Source organism: Paenibacillus sp. FSL R7-0026, from assembly GCF_038004485.1.
GTDB lineage: Bacteria > Bacillota > Bacilli > Paenibacillales > Paenibacillaceae > Paenibacillus > Paenibacillus xylanexedens_A.
This window is the reverse complement of record NZ_JBBORG010000001.1, coordinates 2,514,926-2,527,684: the sequence shown is the minus strand read 5'-3', so window position 1 is coordinate 2,527,684 and position 12,759 is coordinate 2,514,926. Positions and strand designations below refer to the sequence as shown.

Annotated in this window: 10 protein-coding genes; 1 reads left to right on the top strand and 9 read right to left on the bottom strand. The window is 45.1% G+C overall.

Features of this window, described 5'->3' with window-relative positions:
• Positions 1-194: 194 nt before the first annotated feature.
• The 9 genes from MKY44_RS11615 to MKY44_RS11575 form a co-directional block, all read right to left on the bottom strand.
• Complete coding sequence (locus MKY44_RS11615; protein WP_341007155.1) at positions 195-1,532, bottom strand: sensor histidine kinase; 1,338 nt, start codon at positions 1,530-1,532, stop codon at positions 195-197.
• A gap of 2 nt (positions 1,533-1,534) precedes the next feature.
• Positions 1,535-2,203: a response regulator transcription factor gene (locus MKY44_RS11610; protein ID WP_341007154.1), complete on the bottom strand. Its 669-nt coding sequence runs from the start codon at positions 2,201-2,203 to the stop codon at positions 1,535-1,537.
• A gap of 28 nt (positions 2,204-2,231) precedes the next feature.
• Positions 2,232-4,196: an ABC transporter ATP-binding protein/permease gene (locus MKY44_RS11605; RefSeq protein WP_341007153.1), complete on the bottom strand. Its 1,965-nt coding sequence runs from the start codon at positions 4,194-4,196 to the stop codon at positions 2,232-2,234.
• 425 nt (positions 4,197-4,621) lie between these two features.
• Positions 4,622-6,586: an S-layer homology domain-containing protein gene (locus MKY44_RS11600; protein ID WP_341007152.1), complete on the bottom strand. Its 1,965-nt coding sequence runs from the start codon at positions 6,584-6,586 to the stop codon at positions 4,622-4,624.
• A gap of 90 nt (positions 6,587-6,676) precedes the next feature.
• The gene (locus tag MKY44_RS11595; protein WP_341007151.1) at positions 6,677-7,705 is read right to left on the bottom strand and encodes a dockerin type I domain-containing protein; all 1,029 of its coding nucleotides are present in this window, start codon (positions 7,703-7,705) and stop codon (positions 6,677-6,679) included.
• A 192-nt stretch (positions 7,706-7,897) separates the two neighbouring features.
• Positions 7,898-9,190 carry an amidohydrolase gene (locus MKY44_RS11590; protein WP_341007150.1) on the bottom strand — a complete coding sequence of 431 codons (1,293 nt, stop codon included), beginning with the start codon at positions 9,188-9,190 and terminating at the stop codon, positions 7,898-7,900.
• Between the two features lie 78 nt (positions 9,191-9,268).
• Positions 9,269-9,562: a hypothetical protein gene (locus MKY44_RS11585; RefSeq protein ID WP_074094818.1), complete on the bottom strand. Its 294-nt coding sequence runs from the start codon at positions 9,560-9,562 to the stop codon at positions 9,269-9,271.
• A gap of 74 nt (positions 9,563-9,636) precedes the next feature.
• Positions 9,637-10,734 (bottom strand): saccharopine dehydrogenase family protein, encoded by a 1,098-nt coding sequence (locus MKY44_RS11580; protein ID WP_341007149.1) that lies wholly within the window; start codon positions 10,732-10,734, stop codon positions 9,637-9,639.
• On the bottom strand, positions 10,718-11,425 hold the full coding sequence (locus MKY44_RS11575; protein ID WP_341007148.1) for a class I SAM-dependent methyltransferase: 708 nt from the start codon (positions 11,423-11,425) through the stop codon (positions 10,718-10,720). Before MKY44_RS11575 ends, MKY44_RS11580 begins: the two co-directional genes overlap by 17 nt.
• A gap of 129 nt (positions 11,426-11,554) precedes the next feature.
• Here MKY44_RS11575 and MKY44_RS11570 point away from each other — a divergent pair, with 129 nt between their 5' ends.
• Positions 11,555-12,664, top strand: a complete 1,110-nt coding sequence (locus MKY44_RS11570) for a helix-turn-helix transcriptional regulator (protein ID WP_341007147.1) — start codon at positions 11,555-11,557, stop codon at positions 12,662-12,664.
• Positions 12,665-12,759 lie beyond the last annotated feature (95 nt).

Sequence of the window (12,759 nt, the reverse complement as noted above, 5' to 3'; positions counted from 1 at the left end):
GATTAAATTAATTAAGTTCATAGATTCACATAACGTCTCTTCTATTTTATCAAATGATCCACTGCTAAACAAAACTATATGTGAAATTTTGTCGCAAATACAGATATCAAAAAAGCAATATGGCAGCAATCTGAATCCTGAACACACAGGAACCGATTGTTACCATATTGCTGCTCTCTATTTTCTGGCTTTCCTTAAGATGTAGGTGTAATAGTCGATCTGGGGATCGTGACAATAAACTGTGTACCTTTTCCTACTTCGCTCTCTACATTAATTGTACATTGATGCAATTTCAAAATTTTAATCACAATGGACAAACCCAATCCATTTCCTCGAAGCGAGCTGCTCCGAGCTTTGTCCACCATGTAGAATCGATCAAAGATATACGGGAGTGCTTCCTCAGGTATACCTTGTCCTGAATCTCTAATCAATACCTTTACATGTGAAGATGACGTCTCAATTTCGACATGAATGGCACCTTGTGGACCGGTGTATTTGATCGCATTGTTTATTAAATTTTGCCAGACCTGATCAAACAAGTCTTTGTCCACTGTGATTTCGCAGGGCAACAAGTCCAACTCGATCTGGATATCCTTCTGCGCCCACTGCGGCTCCGCCAGTAAGATCGCCCTTCTTAATTGTTCATCCAACTGGAACGTGGTGAAATGAACCGGATGATGCTCTGAATCCAGCGAGGCTAGCCGAAGCAGATTATCACTGAGCCTCGATAAGCGCAGCGTTTCCTCATAGATAATATCCAAATGCTCTTTCTGCTCTTCTAATGGAATAACACCATCCTGTAGCGCTCTGGTAAATCCTCTGATAGATGTGAGCGGAGACTGCATTTCATGAGAGACGTTGCTGACAAAGTCATCACGAACCGAATCGATTTTCTGCAACTCACTGGCCATATGATTAAAGCTCTCCATCAGTTCGCCAAACTCATCCTGATTATTATGTTTCAAGCGAACCGACAGGTCACCTGATGACATCTCCTTCGCTGCAACCGTTAATCTCTTAATCGGTTTCACAATATACCCGGACATGAACAAGATTAATAAGCTGCCAATCACCAGAACCGTTAACAGTGAGGTTAAGAGCGTGTTTCGCAGTGTATGAAAAAGAGATGAGAAATCACTTTGAATCAGAAATGTGCCGATCCCCTCGTTTGTTCCAGGAACACCTATGGTCGCGATTCCATCTTTACTGGACAGAAAAATGGCATCCGTTGTACCCGAATCAAATAACGAATGAACTTTGTCCTCTGGCAAGGAAGATAACACTTCACTTTGTTCATTCACTGGAGTGATATTTAAGCCGTAGCGAGCAAAGATACCTAAGCTTGATTGTACTTTTTCCGGATCATCGATCAGGTTAATCAGTGTAGCCAGATCTTGAGCAAAGGTAACCATAAAACGATTCGGTGTCTTTTCCTGAGACCCGTTATTTATCATAAAGGAGAGAATTAAACTCACCAGAACAATCCCGATAAACGTAGCTACGATGCGAAGTCGCAGGCTTTTTCTAAACATTTTCATGCCCGCTCCAGCCGATAACCGAGTCCTCTTATCGTTGAGATCACTAACTCAGGAACATGTTCAAGACGTTCCCTTAACCGTTTGATATGTACATCAACTGTACGCTCATCTCCTTCGTAATCGATGCCCCATATGTCATCTATAAGCTGTGTACGTGTGAATATTTTCCCTGGCGAACTCGCCAGAGAAAATAACAATTCACATTCCTTCTTTTTCAATTCGATAGTTTGTCCATCCGCAACAACCATCAGGTTGCCCAAATCAATCGTAACACCGCTGATCTGAATCATGTTTGATGAACTTTTGTTATATCGTTTCAGTAACGATTTTACACGCAGGATTAACTCCACAGGATCAAACGGTTTAACCAGGTAATCGTCTGACCCGGCATTAAATCCTCTGACTTTGTCCTTGGATTCTCCCTTGGCAGTCACCATCAGGATGGGAATATCCAGATAAGACCGGATATCTTCCGTCAGTTCAATACCGTCTATTCGCGGCATCATCACATCCACAATCGCCAGATCAACTTTCGTATGCGAGAGGATATCTAACGCCTCTTGACCGTCTGCTGCTTCCAGCACAGAGAATTGATTCTTTTCAAGATAGATTCGGATTAATTTGCGGATATGGGAATCATCGTCCACCACCAGAATTGTGTTCATGCAGCCATTATCCTTTCCGCAATTAGTTTTATTCGTATCGTAAGGATTCCATCGGGTCCAGCTTCGCCGCTTTTGATGATGGCATCAAACCGGCCACAATACTAATCGCTGTACTTACTACGATACCAAACAAGATATAATATCCCGAGAGATTAATGAGTTTTGCTCCAAACGCATTGTCCAGGAGAATATTTAATACATAACTAATGATCACTGCAAAGATTACCGCAATAATACCACTAAATACGCCTAATAAGGCAGATTCGGAGAAGAATATTCGCTTGATATCTTTCTTTCTTGCTCCAATCGCCCGAAGAATTCCGATCTCTTTCGTCCGTTCCACGACACTAATATAGAGTACTACCAGTATCATAATACCGGATACGATCAACGAAATACCTGCAATACCCGCAAGTACAATGGAAGCCATACTTACATATGTCGTGATATTCTCCATGACCTTGGCCATTTGAGAGCCTGCGAAGCCAGCATCCACAGCAGCTTCATTGATATCATTTACATATTTCATATCGGTTGCATAGGCGTTAACTTGAATCGGCCCGATTGTTATTCCTTTGTCTGTATACATTTGCTCCAGCGTCTCTGATGAAATGTATCCCGGCGATTGTTGCATTGGAGATCGTTGATCTGCGGCTTCATAGATCCCTGAGATCGTTACTTCTTTCTCCAAAGTTACTGGTTTATTATTGCCATCCATCTCATTAATATATAGAAACACGGACTTGCCGATCATGGTTTCAGCTTGATCATTTCCGCTTAATTGTTTCGCCGTATCGAGGGGTAACAGCATCTGATTTTCTACCGGCAGAACACCAGTTGTCATCAGTGCTGGATCAAAAGCATCCGTTAACGTTGTTAACTGTGTGAGTCCTACACTTTGTTTTTCATTCACCATAGTGGATTTGCCTGTAATAGTTGTAATTGTCTCTACATGATCCACATTAGGAAAATTGCGAATCGTCTCAACATCAGCTTCGGTGAACGGTTCACCTGGTGCCATCAAGGCCTCGGGACCTTGCATGTCCTTGGCTTCTTCACTCGGCTTGGTTATATCCACGAGCAAAGGGTCCATACTCGAATTGATTTCGTCATTCATATACGTCGTTATACCATTCCCCAAGGAGAGCATCAGGAGTACACTTAATATGCCTATAGATCCACCCAATGCTACCAGTACATTACGCTTGCCGTTGAGTTTCATATTTTTAAGTGCCATCTTGAATGAAGCAAGCAAGCTCAAGCTCCGGGAAGAATCCTGACCACTCTCGTAAACAGCCGTAGAAGGATCTTTCAGGTGAATATCGTCACTAATGCGCCCCTCTTCAACCTTCACAATACGTGTACCGGAGTCAGCGACTTTCTGCGAGTGAGTTACGGCAATCACCAGCATTCCCTTTTTGGCTATACTGTCCAGCAAAGCGAGGATTTGATCTCCGTTTTCCCTATCCAGAGCACCCGTCGGTTCATCTGCAAGAATAATATCCGGATTGTTGGATAACGCCCGTGCGATGGAAACCCGTTGCTTCTGACCGCCAGATAACTGGTTAGGACGTTTGTTCAGATGATCCTTCAGCCCAACCTCTGTCAAAATATCAACAGCACGTTGGTTGCGCTCCTTCTCATTGGTATCCGTCATTTGCATCGCAATCGTCACATTTTCGAGGACAGACAGATGTGGGATCAGATTGAAATTTTGAAAGACAAAGCCGATATTATTCTTCCGATAATCATCCATTTCTTTCTCGGTCATGGCACTTAAGTTCTTGCCACGAACAACGACATCCCCTTCATAGTCGGAGTCCATGCCACCAATGATATTCATCAGTGTCGACTTACCGCAGCCAGATTCGCCAAGGATGGAGACAAATTCCCCTGTCTCAAAACTCAGGTTCAAACCGTGGAGTACCGGTACTCTTTCTTTTCCATATAAGGTGTATGATTTCTTCACATTTTTAACTTCTAGTATTTTCATATGGATCTCTTCCTCTCCTGATCATGCACAATATCTATCTATTTGGTGTTCATATCGTAACAAATCAGTATGAACTGATAATGAACTGGACCATTGCACCTATAAGAGGTTGTTCAAAAGAACTATATGCAAAAAAAACCGAATCCTTAGATATAAGGACTCGGGTTGTCTTATTTCGTTATTGCATTTGATAATATAAGTTAAACTAATCATTTACACGATAACGGAGAAGACAGAAAAAACCTGAAAAAGCGAAGCGTTCGCCTAAAAGCTTTCTGGAAGAAAGCTACATCGGAAGCATAAGCTATCCCCGGATTTTCACCTTTGGAAAAGGGATTCAAAAAAATCTGGGGATAACAGCGATTGGAAGGTTATTCTATCGTCGTAGTGTCAGTGTAAATAATCTTTAGTTCAACTTATAAAGTTTAGATTAATCCCGCTTTTGCCAGCAGCCTTTTGACAATCGCCGCCGACTGCGCACGACTAATGTCTGCATCGGACATCAGTTTGCCATCAGCACCTTGTACCAGCTCTTGTTTAATTGCCGATGCAACCGGCTCTGCTGCCCATGCTTGTACTTTAGCGCTATCGCTGTATGTGCTCAGCAGACTTGTTGTCTCTGAAGCATCGGCCTGTGCCAGACCGACCAGTTTCATCGCACGTGACACAATGGTCAACGCTTCAGCACGAGAAATTTCGCTGTTCGGACGGAAGCTGTCATCAGCATATCCTGAGATCAGACCGTAGGACACAGCCGTCTGAACCTCATCCTCATACCAGCTGCCTGTCTTCACATCCGTGAATGATGCCTCTTCTGTACTGCGCGGTGCGTGCAGCCCCAAACCTCTTAACAGAACAGCCGTAAACTCTGCCCGTGTAATACTCCGGTCTGGCGCAAACACGTTCTCACCAGTACCTTGTACGATCAGACGGGATGCCAGATCCTGTACGTCATCCCGACTCCAGTGACTTGTTACATCGCTGAATGTTGCCGGATGATAGATCAGAGCGTAAGTGCTGTTCGTCAAGCTGTTAATAATAGCAGAATCTTGCACGTTACCTTTGATAACCTTGGTCGGTACATGCAGAAGGCTGCCATCTGGCTGAAGCACAACTCCTGTCGTGATCTTTGAACCATCGACACCCTCTGGCAAAGTAATGGAGCGCTCTACATAAGAGTTGAAACGATCTACATTAACTTGCTGCCCATTCCAGATCGCTTTTACTTCAAAATCAACCGGAGTTGCAACCACCGTAGTGTTCTCCAGCTTGTCCGCTGCGGCCTGAATTGCTGTTTGCTTGGATGTAGCACTAGGCACAATAGCGATTTGAATAGTGATATCTTCCAATAGAATCGTGTTTCCGAATTGATTGAGAATCTGATCTAGCCGAATCTGATTAGCTGGAAGTGTGTACGTACCGCTATCAGTCTGAATGACAACTTCGGCATTACTTCCTTCCATCGTTTTGACCAGCTTGCCGTTCAGTTCACCAACGACTGCGCCTTTACCAGTACCTGTAATAGGCAGCAGAAGCGTTCTTAATCCACTACCAATCTGATTGATGACTTTGTCATTATCCACATGAACCGTGGTGGTAACCTGATTGTTTACCGTTGATGTGGTGGCCGTTGCAGATTGTTCCTGTTTCTGACCGTTCACATAGATGTCTACACCTTTAGTTACCGCCGGAGTCGATGGAACTGGGGTAACGACTGGTGAAGTTGGTGATACACTTCCTCCTCCTCCTCCACCTCCACCTGAAGAGTTACCAGGATTCGGTGTAGGTGTCGAGCCAGAATTGTCGCCACCTGATGAGTTGCCATTCGTAATGGTAATTTCACCACCTGACAACTGAGCACCACTATTGTGTTCTACATTTGTAAAATGCCAATGTTCTGAATCGCCTTGCACCACTGTGAGCTGTTTTTTTCCAGGAGTCGCATTATTTTTGGCTTTGACCTCAATATCAAATAATTGCTGTTCGTCTGAAATCAGACGTTCACCTGCATTGAAATCAACCCAGATGATCCGTACCCAGCCTTCTTCGTTATTAATTACGTACTGGAAGTCTCCTGTACCGGTTTCTTCTGGGGATGTGCTAATGATGCTGACAGATTTAGGCGTGATACGGACAACTTCCAGGGCAGATGTATCATAATCAATCTGCATATTATAAGCGCTAACCTGAGAATAGGACTGCTTTAATGTAACAGGGACATGAACCGTCTGCCCCGCCTGTACACTAACATTTGCAAATTGCACCTGTGATGGTTCTACCGGCTCTGCCCCAGCTATACTCGGGAATACGAGAGACGAGAGTAGCGTCAGTGCGATGAGACCTGACATTGTTCTTCTGATTCTTGGACGTTTCTTTTTCGGTTGAAACATGTATTAGCCTCCATGTCTGTATCAATTGGTATAATGTATGGTAACGATAGAAAAAAATTGTTATTCGTTATCTAAATTAAAAAATATGACTTAATCAGGGCGTTGTATTTTTTCTTTTCCAACAATGTATACTCGTCTAGGCTCCGTATTCGCGTCCGAAGTGGAATGAGCAGTCACTTCGAGCACAAGATAATAATCCTCGTCCTCAAATGTAAGGGTATGCTGTTCTGCTGTTTCTCCTTCTATCAGCACTCTATCTTCTCCTGAAGGGTCTGTTGCGCGGTACCACTGATAAGAAGGAGTATTAATGTAATCAATATCATCACCATCAACATCCATTAAATAATAATCTGTGGCAATTGCGTTCTCCATGTAATTCTTCAATTGACCATTCAGCACATACGGCGCATCGTCCACTTGTTGAAAGGTCAACACATAGTCATTGTTTTTCGCGCCAAGTGTTTTATTGGCATATCCGTTTAACAACGCATTCATATCCCCCAAAGTGGGTTCTGCATTACGATCCACGTCCATTCGGTTCATCTCTACATAAGAATAACCGCGGCGACTGACCATATTACGAAGATAAGTCAAAAGTTCTGCTGCATCCGCAGAATTCACTTTTCCGTCTGCATTTACATCACCTTTTTTACTAATGTAAAGTTCAAAGTTATCCGTAACCGTTTCCGGTACATCAGATACAGTATATTTAGCTTTCAATTCAATATTGATCTTGCCACTTCTATAAGGAACAACAACTAATTTATTTCCACCTTCTATATATACGCTTGCTACACTATAATCACCTGAAGTGGCGCTGATGATATTAAACTCATCCGGATGAAAATGGGTACTTAAATCAATCGTAACTGTTCTGTTCGTTACCTCGATGGGTATACCGGACACAAAAGAAGGATCGTTTTGTTCCGATGAATAATTTAACCAATGGATGCCATCGTTGAGCACAGGTCGCGAAATCTTGATCTCTGGACCAATTTCTCCCGCATTAGCTTGAGGAAGCGTTCCACCTATAGGCAATGCAATGCCCAGCCCGAGCGCAGTCAACATGCTTTTTTTCAATATCGGCTTAAGCCGTTTTTTGTTTTGTTTCCCCTTCAATTCATGTTCCTCCTCGTTTACATTTCAAATTTGAACAACTACATGCTCAGTATAACGAGTCATTCTGAACCGATTCTGAACAGGACTATGGAACTATTTCCAGTTGTGACTCGACAAAAAACGCCATGGAGTAAGCCTCCATAGCGTTTTGAACACAAATCATTTTCCAGTTTGGATCAAAATCATCTAAAATTAAATTCCTTCAACAATCCTTTTGGCTCTAACCTTCACCTCACGGTAAAGTTCATCCTCATCAATCGTGAGCAGCTTTCTGCCTCTCATGAGGATCTGACCATTCACGATCGTGGTATCCACGTCCGCCCCATTTACGCTGTAAGCCAGTAATGATTCTACCTCATGTACCGGTTGAAGATGTGGTTTCGCCAGATCGATCAGGATCAGATCAGCTTTGCACCCCACCTCAAGCATCCCCACTTCATCCTGAAGGCCAAGCAGACTAGCACTTCCACGTGTAGCCATGCTTAGTACGTCCTTGGCTGGCAAGCGAGTTGGGTCACCATAGTCCAGCTTTTGCAGCCAGGTCGCGGCTTTGATCTCCTCGAACATATCGACGGTTGTGGCACTTCCCGCTCCATCCGTTCCGATTCCCACGTTAATTCCTTGGGCCAACATCTCGGTAATCGGAGCAATTCCACACCCCAGCTTCAGATTGCTGACTGGATTGTGTGCTACACCGCCGCGCATGCCCTTCAATCTGCCGATGTCCCTTCGATTCAGATGTACACCATGCGCAAGCAGTACATGTGCCTGTTCGAACATCCCCGCCTCTTCCAAATACTCTGTCGGTGTCATGCCATAGCGCTCACGAATCTTTACAACTTCTTCCTTTGTCTCAGCCAGATGAATATGCAGAGGAATATCCTCAGTGACAGCCAGAGCAATGACTTCACGTAGCGGCTCTACAGGACATGTATAGGGTGAGTGGGGTCCATACATGGTTGTAATCCGCCCATCGGCCGCTCCAGACCAGCGTTGCACAAGATCGATCGCCTCCTGCAACCTGCGTCCCCCATCATCCTCCATGAATACCATCCCACGTGTAAGCGATGCCCGCATACCCGTTTGCTTAACCGCTTCTGCAATCTCATTCATATGGATATACATATCCGCAAAAGCAGTGGTACCCGAACGGATCATCTCTGCGATGGATAACTTGGCACCCCAATAGATGTCTTCCGGGTTCATCCTCGCTTCGGCAGGCAACATTTTGCGTTCGAGCCACTCCATCAGCTTCAGATCATCCGAGAATCCCCGGAGCAGGCTCATTGGTGTATGTTGGTGGGCATTAATCAGTCCTGGCATGGCAACCTTATTGCGACCATCGATAATCTCATCTTGCGGTTGAGGCAGAATGTGATCAGCAATCTGCGTAATACGATCTCCCTCAACACGAATATCCCCCGTGAAGGGGGCATCGGCATTTTTCATCGTTAAGATGGTCGCTTGCTGAATCAATATACTCATTACATTCACGGCTCCTCTGGGTTGGTTATGGTTCCTTCCATATCCGAGGGTAAGCCTTCACGTAACGACAAGGTCAAGTCATTTTAATTTTTGTATCGTCATCTTTCTGAAAGTTTGTATAAAAGGTTTGGGGTCGATTTCGACCATATATGGATATACTCCTGTGCTTGTGTGCAGATAGAAAAATCCACCTTCATCACCCATACGGCGAAATGACATGTCAAACACTTCCGTGATGTTGAACTCGCGGTATTTGGTCACGATTTTATCTGAATACAGAATCATGGAGCGGGCATTCATCTCAATCTCTTGGGCGAGACCCGTCACTTCTCTCTGTACTTTGTAATAAGGTAATACAGCAACGCAGTTCATGATCTCCCTCCATTCATGCCTTGATTATTGTTCCATCATAGCAGATCGGAGGTTCTCAGCAAAAGAACATAAAACTAGGTGATCTTGGTCGTCACCTTTAGTGGCGTATGAAGTGCATCCTGAATGTCCTGCAAAGACAGACACTGTTCAATATGAAATACACCATGTGGCAATTCTGTTTTATACACACGTTCTGCCACGGCTGCAGCTACCGCTGCTGTTGCATCTGCTTCCTTTGCGCCGACCAGTAGTTGTTCGACGCCGATTTGCTCACCATTTTCCCATCCTATGGCATCGACCTTGACCGCATACATCGGCTCTCCCCCAGGAATAAGGCCAAATGCCTTAACCGTTCCACTCCGAATAGACGGGATACGCAACAACGAAAACAACCCTGCACGTTTGGAGATTGCCATGGATCTTGTGATCCAGCGGGAGTCCAGACAGAGTCTGGTAGATACGGTTGGAATACGTAACGTCCGAGCAACCACATGCTGATCCGAAAAGTTAAATCGATAGGCCTTCCGCTGCCCTAGTTTTGCTCCAAAATCAATCCTTTTGCCATCTCCGAAACTTTGTACCTCAGCAGGTTTGCCCTTTTGCATCACTTGGTAAGTGGCATTCATCTGATCAACGGTCCACTCCACGGCAGCTTTTCCGTGCTTCTCTCCAAGTCCCAGCATTACGGTAATGTCTGCTTCCTCTACCTGATCCATATGCATGGTCGCTTCGCGCACAAGCAAATTAGTCACTCCAGGTGATAATCCAACGCTGAGGATCGCGGTTGATTGGGAACGTTGCATTTTGGTGTGCAGCTGTTCAACCTGAGCGAGAAAATCATATTTTGCAGAAATATCAATATAGTCGGTTCCGGCTTGTGCGCAGGCTTCAACGAACCGGGTATCGCTCTGATCCACACACATAATGACCAGCTTCACAGGCCTTAACATGGATGGCTCTACAGGTCGTGTTACATCCAGTTGAAGTGGTAGCACAGCACCACCTGTAGACCTGCTGAATTCTTCCGCACGATTCATGCGTGTACCCGCAGCCCATACTTTACCCGGGAACAATTTCCCCAGTTGAGTACATATCATCTGCCCCACTTGACCATAACCGCCAACCACCCAGATCTGATCTTTTATAGGCTTTACGTTAGTTTCGAATTGCATAATACCCCTCCACCCAGAACGCCCCGAAGTAACGTGTAATATGTGAGAAACCGCATTCGGTCAGTAGCTGAGTCATGTCTTCAGAGCATATTGGATCAGATTCACGGCCCAGGGAAGCAGCAAACCGCTCCCACTCTTCAGGAAGGACGCCCACACTCAACATGTGATCCTTCCAAGCTTGCATCATAGTTGGATGTGCAGGTGAACGAAGATGGGCATTTACAGACGCAATGATCAGTGGTGCACCCGGTTTAAGTCTCGTTGCGAGGCTGGTAAGAAACGTTCTCTTGGCCTCCATCCCCTGAAGGAAATGTAACATGAGCATGCTTGTCGCCCCATCATATACAATATCCTCCGGCAATTCTTCAACCGTGACAGGTTGCAGCTTCACTCTGGAACCGATGCCTGCTTCCGCGACTCGTTTCTCAGCAAGTTGCAGCATGGGCTGTGATGGATCTACTCCAGTCAATGTCCAACCGGCATGACGTGATCCGAGCAGAGCAATCTCTTTTCCCCCTCCCGCTCCGGCAACAAGGATATGAATATCGTTGTTATTCGCAAAAGATGCTGAAAGCAGCCGTTCCATTAGATCATGCATATGAGAATAACCCGGAATTTTCAGGGCTATCGATTGTTCGTAACGATGAACATCTGCTGTTTCCCAGCTCATCGGTGATGGATTGTGATTCATGGACACCGCACTCCTCTTGAATTGAAGTTAGACTTGACTCGTTGTTCGTCTAATTTCATTATAGAAGGATACGGCGAGCCTACAATCCCAGAACATTGGGATATGCGCACAGAGAGAGGAGTAATCTTGTTGACATCACGTATTGATCGGAACCACAGACTTATCACTTCTCTTGAAAAAGGAACCTGGACCTCACGTACCTATCGGGAAGCTGTTCTCAAGCAGATCCATACGGTTATACCTTACGATGCATACTGTTTCACTACCGTTGATCCTCTGACTCTTCTCTCCACAGGAGCCGTGACAGAAGATGGCATTGAGGCCATTCATGATCGGTTATTCATCAATGAATACATGGAAGAAGATATACATAAATACGCTGAATTAATTCGCAGCGGTGAGCATACAGCTACACTTCATACGTCCATGAACTTACAGCTTGAACAAAGCCAACGTTATATCAACATTCTTCAGCCAGCGGGGTTTGGAGATGAACTACGTGCTGTATTGGTCAGTGGAGACGCTTGCTGGGGATATCTGACCCTATATCGTAAGACAGAAAGTGCTGTCTTTACAGAGGAGGAGCGGTGGATGATTCAGTCCTGGACTGCTTCTATTGCATCAATGCTGCGGTCCACGAGCTTGACACTGATCGATGAGATTACGAGTGAAAGTCCCGAGGAACCCGGAATTTTGATCACCTCAGACACGTTCCAGCTCTTATCCCTGAACGCCTCCGCTCAATATTGGCTGTCACAATTGCGCATGCTGGAACATGTAGGGCCTGATGTTCTCCCCCGTCCGGTACGTGCAGTGAGTTCACACTTGCAGCGCAAGAATCGGGCAGAATTGGTCGTGAGTACTCAGATTGCACCCGACTCACCCTCCAAAGTTTGCATTCAACTTCCGGATGGGCGTTACCTCATACTTCATGCCAGTCTCATGCAACAGCTTACGGGACCGGATCAGATTGCTATCCGTTTGGAGCAGGCGATGCCACAGGATTTGCTGCCCTTGCTCGCCGAAAGCCACGGATTATCCAGTCGAGAGCGGGAACTGCTCGGATATGTGCTGCGCAGCTATTCTTCCAAAGAGATTGCTGCCGCGATGCATATTTCTGTATACACGGTTCAGGATCATTTAAAATCCATTTTCGCCAAAACCAAGGTATCCTCACGTCGCGAGCTCATCTGGTATTTCGTTTCCCGTTTCCAGCTGTCGGATGAACCTGCAATATAAATCCTGATGAAATTTCCCAGTAATCAACATGACTATCAAATAATGAGTAAAAATCAAAAGATGCCAATACGATATCCTCGTAATGGCATCTTTTT

Coding starts and splice junctions, on each gene's coding strand:
- MKY44_RS11615 (WP_341007155.1), bottom strand. CDS start 1,532: ATGTTTAGAAAAAGCCTGCGACTTCGCATCGTAGCTACGTTTATCGGG.
- MKY44_RS11610 (WP_341007154.1), bottom strand. CDS start 2,203: ATGAACACAATTCTGGTGGTGGACGATGATTCCCATATCCGCAAATTA.
- MKY44_RS11605 (WP_341007153.1), bottom strand. CDS start 4,196: ATGAAAATACTAGAAGTTAAAAATGTGAAGAAATCATACACCTTATAT.
- MKY44_RS11600 (WP_341007152.1), bottom strand. CDS start 6,586: ATGTTTCAACCGAAAAAGAAACGTCCAAGAATCAGAAGAACAATGTCA.
- MKY44_RS11590 (WP_341007150.1), bottom strand. CDS start 9,190: ATGAGTATATTGATTCAGCAAGCGACCATCTTAACGATGAAAAATGCC.
- MKY44_RS11585 (WP_074094818.1), bottom strand. CDS start 9,562: ATGAACTGCGTTGCTGTATTACCTTATTACAAAGTACAGAGAGAAGTG.
- MKY44_RS11580 (WP_341007149.1), bottom strand. CDS start 10,734: ATGCAATTCGAAACTAACGTAAAGCCTATAAAAGATCAGATCTGGGTG.
- MKY44_RS11575 (WP_341007148.1), bottom strand. CDS start 11,425: ATGAATCACAATCCATCACCGATGAGCTGGGAAACAGCAGATGTTCAT.